Origin of the sequence: Stenotrophomonas sp. ESTM1D_MKCIP4_1 (assembly GCF_003086895.1) — a bacterium.
Taxonomy (GTDB): domain Bacteria; phylum Pseudomonadota; class Gammaproteobacteria; order Xanthomonadales; family Xanthomonadaceae; genus Stenotrophomonas.
The window spans coordinates 3,183,656-3,201,419 of record NZ_CP026004.1; the positions used below are offsets into that span (position 1 = coordinate 3,183,656).

The following is a 17,764-nucleotide window of genomic DNA, read 5'->3' on the forward strand; positions in this document are numbered from 1 at the left end:
GCAAATCATTGATTTCAAAGCCATGAAACCACCTGCCAGATGAAACAAATGAAACATTGAAACAGGCGTATCATGAAACACCCGCACGCACCGCGCCGCCATGTACCTGCCCCGCTCGCCCCTGCCCCCGCTGGATGCCGATCGCCCGGTGATCTGGACGGTCAGCGTTTCGCGCCTGACCGGCCTGCTCGGCGATGTCATTCCCGAATTCGACCGCCGCGCACGCATCGAGCAGATCAACCTGGGTTTCGAGGAAGCCGTGGACGTGATCGGCCAGCGCCTGCGCCGCGAGCACTGTGACGTCGTCATCGCCGGCGGCTCCAACGCGGCCTGGCTGCGCGGCCGGCTGGAACTGCCGCTGGTACCGATCCAGGCCAACGGCTTCGACCTGATGGAAGCGCTCGCCCGCGCCCGCCGCATTGCCTCGCGCATCGGCCTGGTCACCCATGCCAGCGATGTGCCGGTGTTCAGTAATTTCCAGCACAGTTTCGGCCTGGACATCGAGCACCGCCGCTTCGTTACCCGCGAGGATGCCCGCGACTGCATCGCCGATCTGCGCGCCAACGGCATCGAAGTGATCGTCGGCACCGGCATGGCCATCGACCATGCCGAACAGATGGGCCTGCCCGGCGTGCTGTTGTACTCGGCCGATTCGGTGCGCCAGGCCTTCGAGCACGCGCTGGAGCTGACCCAGGCGCTCGCGCGGTCCAGCGGCAGCCGCCCGCCCCCGCGCCGACGCGCCACCCTGCGCAGTGATGCGCATGCCCTGCTGGGCGAGAGCGACGCCATGGCGCAGGTGCGCGCCCACATCGCGCTGTACGCCCCGCATGACAGCACCGTACTGGTGACCGGCGAGACGGGCACCGGCAAGGAACTGGTCGCGCGCCAGCTGCACGCCGGCAGTGGCCGTCGCGGTCGCTTCGTGGCACTGAACTGCGGCGCCATCAGTGAATCCCTGCTGGAATCGGAACTGTTCGGTTACAGCGATGGCGCCTTCACCGGCGCCCGCCGCGGCGGCCGTGTCGGCCTGGTGGAAGCGGCCGATGGCGGCACCCTGTTCCTGGATGAGATCGGCGAGTTGCCCCTGCCGCTGCAGACCCGCCTGCTGCGGGTACTGGAAGAACGCGAAGTGCTGCGCGTGGGCGCCACCGAGCCGACCCCGGTCGACGTTCGCGTGGTCGCGGCCACCCTGCAATCGCTGGAGCAGCGTGCGGCAACCGGCAGCTTCCGGCGCGATCTCTACTACCGGCTGGCAGCGCTGCGCATCGCCCTGCCCCCGCTGCGTGCGCGGCGCGGTGACATTCCGCTGCTGGCACAGCACTTCTTCCGCCAGCTGCGCGGCATCGACGCACCGCTGGACGACGCAGCACTGGCCGTACTGACCGCCGCCGACTGGCCCGGCAATGTGCGCGAACTGCGCAACCTGGTGGATCGCCTGCGCATCCATTGGAAGCCGGGTGAAGGGGCCATCGACGCGGCGCGCCTGCTGCAGCTGGCGCCGGAGCTGGTGAATGAAGGTGCCACCGCGTTGCCGCTGGAAAGCAACGGCAGGCGCCCGCCGCGCGCGCAGCTGGAAGCACTGCTGCATGAACACCGCAATGACCGCGAAGGCATGGCGCAGGCGCTGGGCGTATCACGCACCACGCTGTGGCGTTGGCTGCGCGCGGAGGGGTTGTAGCGTCGAGCCTGCTCGACTGGGCAGGTGTCAACCTTGGTTGACACGCTCGCTGCACCAGACGCCACCCAAGGTTGGCGGCTACCGGTGTGGTTCGGTGTCCAGCGCCATGCGGAAATACACCACGCGCTCGGTTTCCTCGAAGCCACACGCACGGTGCGCGGCGTGCGCCTGCACATCCTCCACGCGGCTGTCCGATGCCAGTTCGCTGCAACCCGCGGCGCGCGTCCACGCTTGCACCGCTGCCAGCAGGGCGCGGCCAACCGCATGGCCCTGCCACTGCGGCTGCACGTACCACCCTTCCAGAAAGCCTACCGGCGAGGAGTCGGTGCCGTTCACGTAGTCATGCCGCAGGCGAACCTCGGCAAACCCCACCGCTTCGCCCTCCTGCAGGCAGGCCAGGAACACGGCGCCTTCGGCATCCGCCAAGGACTGTGCCAGCACATGCAGCGGATCATCGGCATCGGGCCACAGGCCCAGCCGCAACCGGGCCCACGCACCCGCATCTGCCGGCGTTGCCTGGCGGATGGTCGGCGCGGCCATACTCACGGATACAGCAGCCGCTTGGTCCAGCGCCCGTCTGCACCGGCTTCATAGCACCAGCGTTCATGCAGGCGGAACTGCGCGCCGTACCAGAACTCGATGCGGTCGGGCGCCACGCGCAGGCCGCTCCAGCCGTCCGGGCGCGGCACATCCTTGCCCTCGAAGCGCGCCTCGACCTCGGCCACGCGTGCGTCGAACTCCTCGCGCGTGGCCAGCGTCTTCGACTGCCGGGAGGCCCAGGCGCCGATCTGGCTCATGCGCGGGCGACTGGCGAAATAGGCATCGGCCTCGGCATCGGCCACCTGCTCCACGCGCCCTTCGATGCGCACCTGGATGCCGGCCTCGCGCAGGCTGCGCCACAGGAACAGCAGTGCCGCCTGCGGATTGGCCTGCAGCTCCTGGCCCTTGTGGCTGTCCAGGTGGGTGTAGAACACGAAGCCGCGCGCATCGAATGCCTTCAGCAGCACGGTGCGCGCCGACGGGCGGCCCTGCGCATCGGCGGTGGCCACGGTCATCGCATTGGGCTCGACCTCGCGGCTCTGCCCGGCTTCATCGAACAAGGCGGCAAAGGTGGACAGGGCTTCAGCGTAAAGGTCGCTCATGGTTCGATTCTTCTCACACGGATTGGGCTATTGTGGCGGCATGGTTGCTGCTGCGTACATGCCCCAGGTGAAAGGATTCCCCGAAGCGCTTGCCGAGCAGGCGCTGGACGATGCGCTGGCCAGTGGTGCCACGGTGCCAGTATTGGCGATCAGCGGCGTGCAGGGCAGCGGCAAATCGACGCTGGCCGCACAGGTGGTCGCCCGTGCCCGCGCCCGCGGCCTGAAGGCAGCCGCGCTGTCCATCGACGATGTCTACCTGACCCGCGCCCAGCGGCAACGATTGGCCCGCCAGGTGCACCCGCTGCTGATCACCCGCGGCCCGCCCGGCACCCACGACCTGCCGCTGGTCCATGCCGTGCTGGATGCCGTGGCCGCGCGCCAGCCGCTGGCGCTGCCGCGCTTCGACAAGCTGGCCGATGAACGCCTGCCGCAGGCGCAGTGGTCAGCGCTGGAACAACCGCTGGATCTGCTGGTGTTCGAGGGGTGGTTCCTCGGCACGCCCGCGCAGGACGAGGCCGAGCTGGATGCCCCGCTGAACGCACTGGAACGCGAAGCGGACCCGGATGGACGCTGGCGGCGCTGGTGCAACCAGGCGCTGTCCCGCGACTATCCGGCACTGTGGCAGCGCTGCGACCGCCTGTGGTTCCTGCAGCCACCGGATTTTTCAGTAGTGCCGCGCTGGCGCTGGCAGCAGGAGCAGAATCTGCAGGCTGCCCAGCCAGGCCGGCACGGCATGAGCCGCCCACAGCTTGAGCGCTTCGTGCAGTACTACGAACGGGTCAGCCGCCAGGCACTGCGCGCGTTGCCCGCCCGCGCCGACCACGTGGTGCTGCTGGACGCCCAGCGGCAGGTGCAGTCGGTACGCTGAGGCCTTCCCCAGCGCGCTGCGGATGCTTCCATTCGCAACCATCGTGCCAGGCCAGTGGCCTGGAAGTGGTAGGATCAGAGGGCATGAATCCTGCTCCGAACCTGATCCTGATCGGCCCCATGGGCGCCGGCAAAACCTGCATCGGCCGCCGCCTGGCCGAGCGCTTCACGCTGGACTTCGTCGATGTCGACCAGGCCATCGTCGACACGGCCGGTGCCAGCATCCCCACGATCTTCGAGCACTCCGGCGAAGCCGGCTTCCGCAGCCATGAACGCGAGGCCCTTTCCCGGGTGCTGGAAGGCCAGGGCCGACTGGTTTCCACGGGCGGCGGCGCCGTGCTGGATGCAGGCAACCGGGCGCTGATCGCCCAGCGTGGCTTCGTGGTGTACCTGCGGGTAAGCGTGGCCGCGCAGCTGGAACGCCTGGCGCGCGACAAGGGCCGGCCGCTGCTGCAGCGCCCGGATCGCGAGCAGGTGCTGCACGATCTTGCCGCGCTGCGTGACCCGTTGTACCGCGAGCTGGCCGACCTCACCCTCGATACCGACCCGTTTACCGCTGCCGATGCCACCGCCCAGCTTGTCGTCAAGCTGGCCACGCAATGGCAGCGCCAGGACCTGACCGCATGACCTCCTCCCTGCTGCAGGTCGCCGTTGGCGGCGACCGCCCCTATGCCATCACCATCGGCGCTGGCGCCCAGACCGACGGCGCCGCGCTGGCCTCGCATGTGCGCGGCCGGCATGTGCTGCTGCTCAGTGACAGCGAAGTCGCCCCGCTCTACCTGGCAGCCGTCAGGCAGACGCTGCTGCAGGCGCGCCCGGACCTCATCGTCGGCGAGCATGTGCTGCCGGCCGGCGAAGCGTCCAAGACCCTGGCCGAGTTCGGCCGCGCCATCGAAGCGCTGGCCGCGCTGGGCGCCACCCGCGATGCCTGCGTGTTTGCCCTCGGTGGTGGCGTAGTCGGTGATCTTGCCGGCTTCGCCGCGGCCTGCTGGATGCGCGGCGTGGACTGCGTGCAGCTGCCGACCACCCTGCTGGCGATGGTCGACTCCTCCGTTGGCGGCAAGACCGCCGTGGACATCCCCGCCGGCAAGAACCTGGTCGGCGCGTTCCATCCGCCGCGTGCGGTCATCGCCGATACCCGCGTGCTGGCGACCCTGCCGCCGCGGGAACAGCGTGCTGGCCTGGCAGAAGTGGTGAAGTACGGCGCGCTGGGCGACGCCGTGTTCTTTGAATGGCTGCAGCAGCATGCCGATGCACTGCTGGCTGGCGATGATGGGGTGCTGGCCGAAGCCATCGCGCGCAGCTGCCGGCACAAGGCAGCCATCGTTGAACGCGACCCGTTCGAGAAGGGCGAGCGTGCGCTGCTCAACCTGGGCCACACCTTCGGCCACGCCATCGAGACCGAACAGGGCTATTCGGCCCCCGGCCGCGATGCCCTGAACCATGGCGAGGCCGTGGCCGTGGGCATGGTGCTGGCGGCACGGCTTTCCACCGACCTGGGCCTGGCCGACGATGCCGACCGCGTGCGCCTGCAGGCACTGCTGGAACGGCTGCAGCTGCCGGTGGCGATCCCCGCCGGGCTGGACCCGCAGGCGCTGCTGGGGCGCATGCGGCTGGACAAGAAGAACGTGGCCGGCCGCCTGCGCCTGGTGCTGTGGCGGGGCATGGGCCTGGCCGAAGTGGTACCGGACGTGGATGAAGAGGCGGTGCTGAAGGTGCTCTCCGCCCGGTAGTGCCGGCCGTCGGCCGGCAACCCCGTACCTGACGTTGCCGGCCAGCGGCCGGCACTACCGCGACGTTGCCGGCCGCTGGCCGGCAATCCCGCGTTGCGGCAGGGGTCACCCCTGCCCCGCTACAATCGGCCCATGCACGTCTACCTGCAACATCCCGATGCCGGTGCGCAGGCGCCGCGTTTCCTGCGCCTGAGCCTGCAGCCGGACCTGTTTGGCGGCTGGGAACTGCTGCGCGAAAGCGGCCGGGTCGGTGCGCGCTCGCAGCTGCGGCGCGAGCTGTTCCTGCAGGCCGACGAAGCCCGCCATGCCTTCGAGAAGGCCCGTGATGCCGAACTGCATCGCGGCTTCCAGATTCTTTCGCACGGCGACTGACGCCGCAGCCAACTTTCGCCCAAGGAATGCCCATCGTGACCAGCCCTCTCCGCAACGATCGCCTGCTGCGCGCCCTGCGCCGCGAACCGGTGGACTGCACCCCTGTCTGGCTGATGCGCCAGGCCGGACGCTACCTGCCGGAATACCGCGCAACCCGGGCCAAGGCCGGCAGCTTCCTGGCCATGGCCAAGAACCCCGAGATCGCCTGCGAGGTCACCCTGCAGCCGCTCCGCCGTTTCCCGCTGGACGCGGCCATCCTGTTCTCGGACATCCTCACCATTCCCGATGCAATGGGCCTGGAGCTGTACTTCGTCGAAGGCGAAGGCCCGAAGTTCCGCCACCCGGTGCGTGATGAAGCGGCCATTGCCAGGCTGGCGGTGCCGGACATGGAACAGGACCTGGGCTATGTGATGGATGCGGTGCGCCTGATCCGCCGCGAACTGGACGGCCAGGTCCCCCTGATCGGCTTCTCCGGCAGCCCGTGGACGCTGGCCTGCTACATGGTGGAAGGCGGCGGCAGCAAGGATTTCGCGCGCATCAAGGCGATGGCGCTGAATCACCCGCAGGCCCTGCACCGCCTGCTGGAAGTGACCACCGACGCGGTCATCGCCTACCTTGGCGCACAGCGCGCGGCCGGTGCGCAGGCGCTGCAGGTGTTCGATACCTGGGGCGGCGTGCTGTCGCCGGCCATGTACCGCGAATTCTCGCTGCGCTACCTGCAGCGCATTGCCGAAGGCCTGGAACGCGGTGAAGGCAGTGAGCGCACACCGCTGATCCTGTTCGGCAAGGGCACCGGCCTGCACCTGGAAGCCCTGTCGCAGACCGGGGCCGATGCGCTGGGCCTGGACTGGACGCTGGACCTGGATGAAGCCCTGCGCCGCACCGGTGGCCGCGTTGCCCTGCAAGGCAACCTCGACCCGACCACCCTGTACGCATCGCCCGATGCCATCGCCGCCGCCGCTGCACGCGTGCTCGATACCTACGCCGCCGGCAACGGCGGTTCGCGCGAGGGGCATGTCTTCAACCTGGGCCATGGCATGTCGCCGGACATGGATCCGGCGCACGTGCAGGTGCTGGTCGACGCAGTGCACGCGCACAGCCAGCGCTGAGTCAATTGGCAGATACGTCACGGCGCGACGTTTATCGCGCCGTGACCTGCATTGCGCGATCATGGCGGCCCCACGCTGCACTGGCCCCCACGCCATGTCCGAACCGTCGTCCACAGGTACACCCTCCCCCGACACCCCCGACACCCCCGACACCCCCGCATCGCCTGCCGAGTACGCCCGTTTCCGCCCCCTGCTGTGGCTGGTTTCGCTGGCGATCTTCATGCAGATGCTCGACTCGACCATCGTCAACACGGCGCTGCCGGCGATGGCCAAGAGCCTGGGCGAAAGCCCGCTGCAGATGCAGTCGGTGGTGTTCAGCTACGCCTTGGCCGTGGCCACGTTCATTCCGGCGTCCGGCTGGATCGCCGACCGCTACGGCACCCGCCGCACGTTCCTGGTGGCGATCATCCTGTTCACCCTCGGCTCGCTGGCCTGTGCACTGGCCCAGCACCTGCACCAGCTGGTGGGCGCCCGCGTGCTGCAGGGCATCGGTGGCGCAATGCTGTTGCCTGTGGGTCGCCTTGCGGTGATGCGCTCGGTGCCGCGCGAGGATTTCCTGCGCGCCATGAGCTTCATCGCCATTCCGGCACTGATCGGCCCGCTGATCGGGCCGACGCTGGGTGGCTGGCTGGTGGAAATCGCCTCCTGGCACTGGGTCTTCCTGATCAACCTGCCGATCGGCGTGATCGGTTTCATCGCGGCGATGAAGATCATGCCCGACCACTACGCCAGCCATCGCACCCGCTTTGACCTGCGCGGCTACATCATGCTGGCCTTCGCGATGGTGGTGCTGTCACTGGCGCTGGACGGCATTTCCGGCCTGGGCACGCCGCATGCGCTGATCATGCTGATGACCGTGGGCGGCCTGGCCGCGCTGGTCGGCTACTGGCTGCACGCGGCCAACTCCACCGCACCGCTGTTCTCGCTGGCGCTGTTCCGCGTGCCCAGCTACCGCATCGGCATCCTCGGCAACCTGTTCTCGCGCATCGGCAGCAGCGCCATGCCGATGCTGATTCCCCTGCTGCTGCAGGTGGGTCTGGGCCTTGGCCCGATGCACGCCGGCCTGATGATGGTGCCGGTGGCAGCAGCGGGCATGGTGTCCAAGAAGCTGGCGGTGAAGCTGGTGGAGCAGTACGGCTACCGGCGCGTGCTGATGGTCAACACGGTGCTGGTGGGCCTGGCGATGGCCAGCTTCATCCTGATGACACCGGGCCAGCACCTGGCCTGGCGGCTGCTGCAGCTGGCGTTCTTCGGCGCGGTCAATTCGCTGCAGTTCACCGTGATGAACACCGTGACCCTGCGCGATCTGGATCGCGAATATGCCAGTTCTGGCAACAGCCTGCTGTCGATGGTGATGATGCTTGCGGCCGGTTTCGGTGCGGCAGCGGCCGGCAGCCTGCTGGCGGCGTTCGGCACGCACCTGGAGGGCCACGGCGCGACGGCGGCGCTGCATGCGACCTTCATCTGCGTGGGCGCGATCACGCTGACCTCGACGATGATCTTCTGGCAGCTGCCGGATACGAGGCCGGAACCGCGGCAGGTCGAGTCGGTGGCGGAGTAGGTTTTTCCTGGTGGATCCACGCCGTGCGTGGATCCACCGTGTCGACCAAGGTCGACACCTGCCAGAGCGGAATCCGGCCAGCGGCCGGCACTACCGGCCCAGCACGCGTGCGATCGCTTCCACCAGCAGTTCGCCGGTTACCGGCTTGCGCAGGAATCCGTTGATCCCCGCCGCTTCCACCTGCTCCTGCAGATCCGCATCGGTACGCGCGGTCACTGCCAGCAGCGGCAGCATGTAGCCCTGGTTGCGCAGGTGCTGGGCCAGCTCGAAACCGCTCAGGCCCGGCAGGTCCAGGTCCAGCAGGCCGACGTCGAAATCGCCCGCGCTGATTTCGCGCAGCGCGGCCAGCGCGTGGCCGGCATGTACCACCTGATGCCCACGCGCGGTCAACAGACCCGACACCACGTCGGCCACCGTGGCATCGTCTTCCACCAGCAGGACGCGCAGCGCGGGCATGTTCGCGACGGCATCCTCCGCCAGCGCCACATCATCGGCATCGCCTGCACCATCCTGCTGCAGCGGCAACGGCAGGCTCACCTCGAATCGGGTACCGCTGCCCAGCTGGCTCTCCACCCGGATGCGGCCCTGCATCGCCTGCGCCAGTTCGCGACAGATCGCCAGGCCCAGGCCGCTGCCGCCGTACTGTGCGGCCGTGCGTGCGCCGTCAGCCTGTTCAAAGCGACGGAACAAACGCTGCTGCTGCTCCTGGCTGATGCCCGGCCCGGTATCGTGCACTTCAAAGTGCAGGCCGCGCGCGCCCTCTTCGCAGCGGGCGTGCAGGGTGATGGTGCCGCGGCTGGTGAACTTCACCGCGTTGGACAGCAGGTTCAACAGGATCTGCCTGACCCGCATCGCATCACCGATGGCCTGCAGGCCCGCTGGCAACTGGTTGTCCAGCACGAAGCGCAGGCCCTTCTGCGCCGCCAGGGGGCCCATCAGACCTGCAAGATCCTGCAGCAGGCCGTTCAGCGCGAAGGGACGCGACTGCAGTTCCAGCCGCCCCGATTCGATCCGCGCCAGATCCAGTGCATCGTTCACCAGGTGCAGCAGGTGCTCGCCCGCATTGCGGATGGATTGGGTGTAGCCGCGCTGCTGCGGGTCCAGCGGTGAAGCCAGCAGCAACTCGCTCATGCCCATCACGCCGGTCATCGGCGTACGTATCTCGTGGCCCAGGTTGGCCAGGAACCGCGTCTTGGCGGCCGAGGCCTGTTCGGCCAGCTCCTGCTTGTGCAGTGCCAACTGGTAGGCATGCTTGCGCTGCAGGCGGCGGCGGTACAGCCAGGCGAACCAGCTGGTCAGCAGCAGGGCGATGGAGGCCAGCACCAGCAACCCTGACAGGCTGCGCCACCACGGTGGCTGCACATGGAACTCAAGGACTTCCACCCGGGACCAGATGTGGTCGGCCGAACGCGCCTGCACTTCCAGCCGGTACGCACCCGGTGGCAGGCGCGAGAACAGGCGTTCGCCCGCCGGCCCCACTTCCACCCAGTCCGGATCGTAGCCGGCCAGGCGGTAGCGGTAGCTGTTGGACGCGGAATCGGCGAAGGACAGCAGGCGCGCGACGATGCGCAGGTCGCGGTCACCATCGGCAATCTGCAGCGGCGTGTCGTGGGTCAGGTCCAGGACCTGTTCGTTGCGGCGCACCTCCACCCGTTCGATCACCAGGGGCGCGCGCCGGGTTGAAGGGCGTACCAGCGCGGGATCGAACGCAACCACACCGGCTGGCGTGCCGGCCACCAGCCGCCCGGTCTGGGTGGCGATCAGCGTGTGTTCGCGGAACTCCTGGCTGGGAAGACCGTCGTGCACGCCATACAGGCGTACGCCCTGGCCGTCGGCACTCACCCGTACCAGGCCGCGTGCACCGCTGGCCCAGGCCACGCCCTGTGCATCCACCACCAGGCCGGTCGCGGCAATGGCGGGGTAGCCCTGCTCGCTGCCGATCACCGCCTGCCGCTCCAGGCGCCCGTTGCGCCAGAGGTAGCGCGAGAGGCGTCCGTCCTCGGACAGCCACACCTGGCCGTCGGCCCCCACATCAATCGCGTACACGGGCGTGGCCGGCGCTCCGGGCACCGGCTGGAAGCGGTGTGCGTCGGGCTGCCACTGCAGCAGGCCACGGCTGCTGGCCAGCCAGATCCGGTCCTGTGGCCCACATTCGACATCCATGTTGAGCTGGCCGGCCTGCAGGCCGTCACGGCCGTTTTCCAGCTGCCGGCGCAGATGGCCGTCCAGATCCCGCTGCTGCAGGCCCGAAGGCAGCATCAGCCACAGGCTGTCGCCATCGCAGGTCATCATCGCATCGATGTTGCCTTCCATCGTGGCATCGGCACCGCTGTCACCATCCCAGCGCCGCAGCGCGCCCGTGCGCGGGTCGTAGCGCAGCAGCGCGTCGGTGGAACCGACCCAGACGTAGCCGCGTCGATCCTCGCGCACCGAGGTCAGCCAATGCATGCCGTTGAGGAAGGTGCGGTGCTGTTCGATGTCGCCGCTGCGCGGGTCGAAACGATCCAGCGCACCGTGGCCGCCGACCGTCCAGACGCCGCCGTTGGCCGATGGGCTGGTCCCCAGCACGTAGGCATTGCGCAGCGACGATGGATCGTCTTCCAGCCGTGAAAACACCGAGAACTGCCACCAGCGCGGCAGCAGGTGCCACAGGCCGGCATTGGTGCTGGCCAGCCAGATACCGCCTTCGCGGTCTTCATAGGCACCGGCCCAGTTCGGCCGCACCTGGCCACGGGCCACCGCGCTGTAGAGCGGCACGGTCTGGTACTGGCCATTCACCGCGCGGCCCAGGCCACTGCGGGTGTCCAGCCAGTGCCCGCCCTGTTCGTCGCGCAGCATCATGCCCAGCACCTGGTCACCGGCAGGCAGCTTCCAGGGGGGCGCCTCGAAGTGACCATCCGGCCGGCGCACGGTCGCTCCGGCCACGGTGCTGATCCACAGGCTGCCGTCCGGCTCGGCGCTCAGGCCATTGACCAGCTGGCTGGGCAGCGCATCGGCGCCGATGCGCTCGAAATCGCTGCCGGTCCAGCGCGCGACGCCATGTTTGGTACCCACCCAGAGGGTGCCATCGGGCAACGTCGCCAGGAACGGGATCGACGCGGCCGGCACGCTGCGCGGGTTGTCCGCTTCGGGCAGGAAGCGCTGCAGGCGGTCCGTGCCATCCAGCCGGTACAGGCCGCCGCCGTAGGTGCCGAACCAGATCGAACCGTCCGGCGTAGCGGCCAGGCTCCACACGGTGTTGCTGGCCATCAACGGTTGGCTGCTGCGGTCGTAGAAGCGCAGTTGCCGACGGTCGGCCGACATGCGCACCACGCCGGCATTCTCGGTGCCGATCCACAGCTCGTTCTGGGCGTCGACCAGCACGGTCCAGATACGGTTGTCGCGCAGGCCGTCCTCGGAACGCCAGACCCGGTAGTTGCGCCCGTCGTAGCGGGCCAGGCCGTCATTGGTGGCAATCCACAGATAGCCGTAGCGGTCCTCGGCCATGCGGTTGACGGTGTTGGACGGCAGACCGTCGAACACGGTCACCTGCCGTGGGGTCGGCGGCACAGGCTGCGCGGCCACAGGTGCCAGGACGCACAGGAGGATCAGCAGCAGCGTCGCCGCCCGCAGATACGCCACCGATTGCCTCCTCACGCTGCCTGTTAGTGGACCCCGCGTTGTGCGGCGTCGGCATGGTAAACCGAAAATCAGGGCATTCACGCCAGAAACCGCCTCGATCAGCCGTCTGCCTGGCGTTTCGCCCGGGCCTGGAGAATCGCCGACACCAGCAGGTCGCCGGTCACCGGCTTGCGCAGGAAGCCATCGAACCCGGCGGCAAGCACCTGTGTTTCCGCATAGGCATCGGATCGGGCAGTCACCGCCACCAGCGGCAGTTCGTAGCCCATGGCGCGCAGCTGGCGGGCGATGGCGGTGCCGTCCAGTGCCGGCAGATCCAGGTCGAGCAGGCCCACATCGAAGCCCTCGGTGGCGATTTCCGAAAGCGCGCCCAGCCCGTGCAGCACGTGCACCACCTGGTGCCCGCGCGCGCGCAGCAGGCCGGCGATGACCTCGGCCACGGTGACGTCGTCCTCCACCAGCAGGATGCGCAGGGCCGGCAGCACCGGCGTGGCGACCACCTCGCTCTGTGTGGACGCTGCCTGGCGGCTCCACGGCAGCGGGACATGCACGCGGAAACGCGCCCCCTTGCCCAGCTGGCTGTCGACATCGATGCGACCGCCCATCGCCACCGCCAGTTCCTGGCAGATCGCCAGGCCCAGCCCGCTGCCGCCATAGCGCGAGGCAGTGCGCGGCCCGTCGGCCTGCTCAAACCGGTGGAACAGCCGACGCTGCTGTTCGGCGTTGATGCCCGGACCGCTGTCGCTGACCTCGAAGGTGACCGCGCTGCCGTCCTCTTCCAGTCGCGCACCCAGCCCGACATGGCCACGATCGGTGAACTTGACCGCGTTGCCCAGCAGGTTGAGCAGGATCTGCCGCACCCGCATCTCATCGCCGCTGACGCAGATCGGCCCCGGCAGCGCATCCTCGCGCCGGAATGCGAGATGCCGCTGCTGCGCCATCGGCTGCATCAGCGCCTGCACCTGGTCCAGCAGGCCGTTCAGATCGAACGGACGGATATCCAGTTCCAACCGGCCGGCTTCGATGCGGGCCAGGTCCAGCGCATCGTTCACCAGCCGCAGCAGGTGACTGCCAGCCTGCTGGATCGACCCGGCATAGCTGCGCTGCACCGGGTCCAGTTCGGTGGCCAGCAGCAGTTCGCTCATTCCCAGCACGCCGGTCATCGGTGTTCGCACCTCGTGGCCCAGCGTGGCCAGAAAGCGGCTCTTGGCCTGCGAGGCCTGTTCGGCCAGCTGCTGCTTGTGCACGGTCAGCTGCCACTGCTGGCGCCGCCGCAGGCGCCGGCGGATCGACCACACCAGCACCAGCAGCAACAGCGAACCCAGCATCAGGTAACCGAAGATGGCCATGCCGCTGCGCCACCACGGCGGCAGCACTTTCACCTGCAGGCGCTGCGAGGCCGTCCAGGGCCCGCTGGCGGTGGCGGCCTGCACTTCAATCGAATACAGCCCCGGCGGCAACCGCGACAACGTGCGCTGGCCATCGCCGCCCTGCTCCACCCAGTTCTGGTCGTAGCCGTCGATGCGGAACCGGTAGCGGTTGCCCTGCGGGTTGGCGTAGGACAGCAGGCGCGCGTCGATCTGCAGGTCGCGGTCATCCGGGCCCAGCAGCAGGGTGCCGCTGGCTGGCAGCGGCTGCCAGCCACGCGCGTCGTCGCGGCGCACGCGTACCTGCGCGATCACCAGCTGCGAGGGCGGCAGTTCAACATCCGGCGCATCGGGATCGAACCCCACCAGGCCGGTCTGGGTGACCGCCAGTACCCGGCCATCGGCGCCGATGGCCGGCGGCCGCCCGGTGAATTCGGCATCGGGAAGGCCGTCGCGTTCACTGAACTGCTGCACGCGCCGTGTCTGCGGATCCCAGCGCAGCAGGCCGCGCGGCGTGGTTGCCCACAACCGTCCGTCGCTGGCCAGCGCCAGCCCTCCCATGCTGACCGGCGGCATGCCATGGCTGGCATCGACGCGCTGGATCAGGCGCAGGCCCAGGCCATCCCACTGGTAACGCTCGAACGCGCCCTGCCGCGCCAGCCACACTTGCTGCGGATCGATCCAGACCAGGTCGTAGATCTGCCCCTGCGACACGCCGGGCACCGCCACGAAGCGTTCGGCCTGCTCGCGCCAGATCCCCATGGCGCCCACCAGCCAGGCCTGGCCGCGTGCATCGAAGCGGATCTGCTCCACGGGTGCATCGCCCTCGCCGCGCAGCGCCGCGAGCTCGAAGGTACGCAGCACGCGGCCATCGCTGGCGCGATGCTGCAGCCCCAGGTTCATCACCGATATCCACACCGTGCCATCCGGTGCCTGCCGCATCAGGTCGATACGCTGGCGCAGGTCGGCGCCACCGGCAATGGGCCAGTCGCGCAGCGTGCGCCGGGCCGGATCGTAGACGCTGAGCCGTCCTGCCCGGCCCAGCCACAACCGGCCATCCGGGCGCGGCAGCACCGACCACACTGCACCGCTGCCCAGTTCGCGGTCGCTGGCCAGCAGGCTCAGCGTGCCCTGCGCGTTGATCTGGTAGACGCCATGCGCCGAGCCCACGAAGTAGTTGCGTCCGTCGCTGGCCGCGCTCAACAGGTACTGGCTGTCCAGCGGGCGCCCATCGAGCTGGTACCAGGTGGAGAACCGTCGCCAGTCCGGTGGAAGGTAGGCCAGGCCCTGGGTCAGAAGGGCCACCCACATGCCACCTTCATGGTCCTGCAGCAGATCGAGCACGCCGCTGTGGCTGGTGAGGAAGCCGCTGCCGCGGTCACCTTCCAGCCGCCGCAGCTGGCGGGCATCGCCGCGCAGCAGGCCATCGGAGGTACCGGCCCAGTAGCCGCCCTGGCGGTCGGCCAGCACCATGGCCGAGCGCAGCTGCGCACTGTCGGCCCAGGCAGGCCGACTGACCCGGTCCTGCGCGTCGATCCGGTACAGGCCATCGTTCTGGGTGCCGATCCAGATCGCGCCCTCGGCGTCCCGGCTCAACCGCAGTACGCTCACCGCGCCCAGCTCGCGCGCGGCCACCGTCTCGAACGCGGTCCCGTTCCAGCGCGCCAGGCCCGCTTCCGTGCCCAGCCACAGGCGCCCCTGCGCATCGACCAGGCTGCTGTAGATGGTGTCGCTGGGCAGGCCACCCGGCGCCTGCCGGAAGAAGCGCAGACTGCCATCCTCGCCGTAACGGCAGACGCCATGGGTGCTGCTGCCGACCCACAGCGCGTCCTCGGCATAGGCCAGCGTCCAGACCTGGCCCTGGCAGTCGTTGTTCAGTGCATCGAAGGACGTGAAGCGCTCGCGGTCGGCATCCAGCCGGGCCACGCCCTTGCCGTTGATGCCAACCCAGACGCGATCGAGTGGATCGACCAGCAGCGTCTCGATCTCGTTGCCCGGCAGCGAGCCGGGCTGTTCCGGATCATGCTGCCAGACCCGCAGGGTACCGCCGTCATAACGCGCCAGGCCACCGTCGGTGGCGGCCCAGATGTGGCCGGTGCGGTCTTCGGCCAGGGCCAGCACCATGCGCGACGGCAAGCCTTCGGCCGCACCGAAACGGCGCAGGCGAGGTGTTTCACCGGCCATGTCCAAGGTTGCTGCGGAGGTGGCCAGCGCCACCAGCAACAGACCTGCCCCTGCGATGCCCCGCCAGTACCGGCGCCAGCCGCTCGTCATCCTGAACCCCCTGTCCTGCGCCGATTGTCACACAGGGCCGCGTTCATCGCTGCAACAGGCTGTTTCCAGAGGCATCGCCACCACGAACTGTTGCAGCCGTGCACACAGCGCAGGACAGGGCCTGTGCGTATGATCGAACCACCTTTCCGCCGAGCCCCTGCCGATGCGTTCCTGCCTGGCCCTGCTGCCCCTGCTGCTTGCCGCCGCCCCGGTGTGGGCCGGCAATGATGCGTGGCGCATCGACCCGGTGCATACCCGCGTACTGTTCGCCATCGACCATGCAGGCTATTCGCAGGCGATGGGCACGATCTCCGGCAGCGCGGGGCAACTGCGGTTCGATCCCGACAATTGGCGGGATGCGACACTGGACGTCGAAATTCCCGTGTCGCGATTGGATCTGGGTGACGCCAAGTGGAACCAGGCCACCCTCGCCCGCAGCCTGCTCGATGGCGAACGCTTCCCTACCGCACGCTTCGTCTCCACCCATGTCGAGCCGATCAACGAAAAGCATGCACAGGTTGCCGGCACCCTGACCCTGCGCGGGGTGAGCCAGCCGGTGGTACTCGATGTCACCCTCAACGCCGTCAAGCGCTACCCGCTGCCCCCCTTCCGCCGCACCGTCGGCTTCTCGGCCACCACGACGCTGAGCCGGCGTGCCTTCGGCATCACCGCCTGGCCGGGCGTCATCGGCGATGCCGTACAGGTGAGGATCGAGGCCGAGGCCGCATTCGACCGCAGCGCGCCGGGAACTCCCGACCCTGATTCCCACTCCGACCGCACGACGGCCCCCAAGGACCCCCGATGACCGCCAAGAACACGCCCGCCGCCTGGGGCAGTGTCAGCCAGACCCTGCACTGGCTGATCGCCCTGCTGATCCTCGCCCTGGGCATCGTCGGCCTGACCATGGGTGAACTGCCCAAGACACCGAAGTACTTCTGGGTCTACACCGCGCACAAATCGATCGGCATCACCGTGCTGGCCCTGGTGCTGTTCCGCCTCGGCTGGCGCCTGTATGCCGGTGCGCCGAAGCCGGTGCCGGGCACTCCCAGCTGGCAGGAGCGCATCGCCAGCGCCACCCACGTGCTGCTGTACGTGCTGATGTTCGCCATTCCGCTGTCCGGCTGGCTGTACGACTCGGCCAGCGGCCTGCGTCCGTTCCGCTGGTTCGGCCTGGTCGATGTGCCCAAGCTGAGCGGCCCCGACCCGCAGACCGTCGCGGTGTCCCATGCCATCCACGAATACGGTTTCTGGCTGTTGATCGCGGTGGTGCTGGCCCATGCCGGCGCCGCCTTCTACCACCACCTGTTCCAGCGTGATGCCACCCTGTCGCGGATGTTGCCGCGCGGCTGGCTCGCCTCCCCCCAGAAGGACTGACCGATGACCCTGAAACTGACTACCCCGGCCGCCGTGGCCGCCGCCCTGGCCGGCATGCTGGCCACCGCCCCGGTTCTCGCCGCCGATTACGCGCAGGCCCCCGGCGCCGGCTCGATCCTGGTGTTCGCCACCAAGTACGACGGCGAAGTGTTCACCGGCACCTTCCCGGGCTTCGCCACCAAGCTCAGCTTCGACCCGGCCAACCCCGCCGCCGGTTCGCTGGACGTGGTGATCCCGCTGGCCGGCGCCAAGAGCGGCAACAGCGACCGCGATTCGACCCTGCAGGGCGCGGATTTCTTCAACGTCGGCAAGTTCGCCACCGCCCACTACACCGCCAAGGGCTTCCGCGCGGTCGGCAACGACCAGTACGCCGCCGACGGCACGCTGGAACTGCGCGGCGTGAGCAAGCCGGTCACCCTCACCTTCACCTGGAAGCCGGGCGCGCAGCCGGTGCTGACCGGCAAGGCCACGGTCAAGCGCCTGGACTTCGGCGTGGGCGGCGGCGACTGGGCCGACACCAAGACCATCCCGGACGAGACCTCGATCAGCACGATCGTGAAGTTCGACGCGAAATGAACCGCACCAGGTAGTGCCGGCCGCTGGCCGGCATCCCAACGCATCCCAACGCATCAGTTAGTGCCGGCCGCTGGCCGGCAACACCGGCATCAC

14 protein-coding genes are annotated in these 17,764 nt (G+C 68.8%); 10 read left to right on the plus strand and 4 right to left on the minus strand.

All coding sequences use genetic code 11. The features are described from left to right. The first annotated feature begins 100 nt into the window (after nt 1-100). Nucleotides 101-1,678 (plus strand): propionate catabolism operon regulatory protein PrpR, encoded by a 1,578-nt coding sequence (prpR, locus tag C1924_RS14575; protein ID WP_108765946.1) that lies wholly within the window; start codon nt 101-103, stop codon nt 1,676-1,678. 78 nt (nt 1,679-1,756) lie between these two features. Here the strand turns inward: prpR and aacA are convergent, their stop codons facing one another. Both aacA and pdxH read right to left on the minus strand, forming a co-directional pair. Next, entirely contained in the window at nt 1,757-2,224 is a 468-nt protein-coding gene (gene aacA / locus C1924_RS14580) for an aminoglycoside 6'-N-acetyltransferase (protein ID WP_108765947.1), read from the minus strand. Next, nucleotides 2,221-2,820 carry a pyridoxamine 5'-phosphate oxidase gene (pdxH, locus tag C1924_RS14585; protein WP_108765948.1) on the minus strand — a complete coding sequence of 200 codons (600 nt, stop codon included), beginning with the start codon at nt 2,818-2,820 and terminating at the stop codon, nt 2,221-2,223. The genes aacA and pdxH overlap by 4 nt, the downstream gene beginning before the upstream one ends. Nucleotides 2,821-2,860: 40 nt before the next feature. Between pdxH and C1924_RS14590 the strand changes: the two genes are divergently transcribed. From C1924_RS14590 to mdtD, 6 genes are all read left to right on the plus strand, one after another. Then, the gene (locus C1924_RS14590) at nt 2,861-3,688 is read left to right on the plus strand and encodes a kinase (RefSeq protein ID WP_108765949.1); all 828 of its coding nucleotides are present in this window, start codon (nt 2,861-2,863) and stop codon (nt 3,686-3,688) included. An 83-nt stretch (nt 3,689-3,771) separates the two neighbouring features. After that, nucleotides 3,772-4,314: a shikimate kinase gene (locus tag C1924_RS14595; RefSeq protein ID WP_108765950.1), complete on the plus strand. Its 543-nt coding sequence runs from the start codon at nt 3,772-3,774 to the stop codon at nt 4,312-4,314. Beyond that, a complete protein-coding gene (gene aroB, locus C1924_RS14600) occupies nt 4,311-5,420 on the plus strand; it encodes a 3-dehydroquinate synthase (protein ID WP_108765951.1) in 1,110 nt (369 codons plus the stop codon). Before C1924_RS14595 ends, aroB begins: the two co-directional genes overlap by 4 nt. Nucleotides 5,421-5,552: 132 nt before the next feature. Next, nucleotides 5,553-5,792: a WGR domain-containing protein gene (locus C1924_RS14605; protein WP_019336384.1), complete on the plus strand. Its 240-nt coding sequence runs from the start codon at nt 5,553-5,555 to the stop codon at nt 5,790-5,792. 26 nt (nt 5,793-5,818) lie between these two features. Continuing rightward, nucleotides 5,819-6,901 carry a uroporphyrinogen decarboxylase gene (hemE, locus tag C1924_RS14610; protein WP_108765952.1) on the plus strand — a complete coding sequence of 361 codons (1,083 nt, stop codon included), beginning with the start codon at nt 5,819-5,821 and terminating at the stop codon, nt 6,899-6,901. A 61-nt stretch (nt 6,902-6,962) separates the two neighbouring features. Beyond that, the gene (mdtD, locus tag C1924_RS14615) at nt 6,963-8,462 is read left to right on the plus strand and encodes a multidrug transporter subunit MdtD (protein WP_108765953.1); all 1,500 of its coding nucleotides are present in this window, start codon (nt 6,963-6,965) and stop codon (nt 8,460-8,462) included. A 90-nt stretch (nt 8,463-8,552) separates the two neighbouring features. Here the strand turns inward: mdtD and C1924_RS14620 are convergent, their stop codons facing one another. Continuing rightward, nucleotides 8,553-12,083, minus strand: coding sequence for a hybrid sensor histidine kinase/response regulator (locus C1924_RS14620; RefSeq protein ID WP_108765954.1), 3,531 nt, complete (start codon nt 12,081-12,083; stop codon nt 8,553-8,555). Between the two features lie 98 nt (nt 12,084-12,181). Next, on the minus strand, nt 12,182-15,721 hold the full coding sequence (locus tag C1924_RS14625; RefSeq protein WP_108765955.1) for an ATP-binding protein: 3,540 nt from the start codon (nt 15,719-15,721) through the stop codon (nt 12,182-12,184). A 163-nt stretch (nt 15,722-15,884) separates the two neighbouring features. On the opposite strand from C1924_RS14625, the gene C1924_RS14630 reads away from it, so the two are divergent. From C1924_RS14630 to C1924_RS14640, 3 genes are read left to right on the plus strand one after another with little or no spacing between them, the layout of a single operon-like run. After that, entirely contained in the window at nt 15,885-16,526 is a 642-nt protein-coding gene (locus tag C1924_RS14630; protein ID WP_108765956.1) for a YceI family protein, read from the plus strand. Beyond that, nucleotides 16,523-17,095 (plus strand): cytochrome b, encoded by a 573-nt coding sequence (locus C1924_RS14635; RefSeq protein ID WP_108765957.1) that lies wholly within the window; start codon nt 16,523-16,525, stop codon nt 17,093-17,095. The genes C1924_RS14630 and C1924_RS14635 overlap by 4 nt, the downstream gene beginning before the upstream one ends. Before the next feature lie 3 nt (nt 17,096-17,098). Beyond that, on the plus strand, nt 17,099-17,671 hold the full coding sequence (locus C1924_RS14640; RefSeq protein WP_108765958.1) for a YceI family protein: 573 nt from the start codon (nt 17,099-17,101) through the stop codon (nt 17,669-17,671). The last annotated feature ends 93 nt before the right edge of the window (nt 17,672-17,764 follow it).

What these genes read in the sequence shown, in the direction of transcription:
- mdtD (WP_108765953.1), top strand. Translation starts at nt 6,963, where the DNA reads ATGGCGGCCCCACGCTGCACTGGCCCCCACGCCATGTCCGAACCGTCG.
- C1924_RS14625 (WP_108765955.1), bottom strand. Translation starts at nt 15,721, where the DNA reads ATGACGAGCGGCTGGCGCCGGTACTGGCGGGGCATCGCAGGGGCAGGT.
- pdxH (WP_108765948.1), bottom strand. Translation starts at nt 2,820, where the DNA reads ATGAGCGACCTTTACGCTGAAGCCCTGTCCACCTTTGCCGCCTTGTTC.
- C1924_RS14635 (WP_108765957.1), top strand. Translation starts at nt 16,523, where the DNA reads ATGACCGCCAAGAACACGCCCGCCGCCTGGGGCAGTGTCAGCCAGACC.
- aroB (WP_108765951.1), top strand. Translation starts at nt 4,311, where the DNA reads ATGACCTCCTCCCTGCTGCAGGTCGCCGTTGGCGGCGACCGCCCCTAT.
- prpR (WP_108765946.1), top strand. Translation starts at nt 101, where the DNA reads ATGTACCTGCCCCGCTCGCCCCTGCCCCCGCTGGATGCCGATCGCCCG.
- hemE (WP_108765952.1), top strand. Translation starts at nt 5,819, where the DNA reads ATGCCCATCGTGACCAGCCCTCTCCGCAACGATCGCCTGCTGCGCGCC.
- C1924_RS14640 (WP_108765958.1), top strand. Translation starts at nt 17,099, where the DNA reads ATGACCCTGAAACTGACTACCCCGGCCGCCGTGGCCGCCGCCCTGGCC.
- C1924_RS14590 (WP_108765949.1), top strand. Translation starts at nt 2,861, where the DNA reads ATGGTTGCTGCTGCGTACATGCCCCAGGTGAAAGGATTCCCCGAAGCG.
- C1924_RS14605 (WP_019336384.1), top strand. Translation starts at nt 5,553, where the DNA reads ATGCACGTCTACCTGCAACATCCCGATGCCGGTGCGCAGGCGCCGCGT.
- C1924_RS14595 (WP_108765950.1), top strand. Translation starts at nt 3,772, where the DNA reads ATGAATCCTGCTCCGAACCTGATCCTGATCGGCCCCATGGGCGCCGGC.
- C1924_RS14630 (WP_108765956.1), top strand. Translation starts at nt 15,885, where the DNA reads ATGCGTTCCTGCCTGGCCCTGCTGCCCCTGCTGCTTGCCGCCGCCCCG.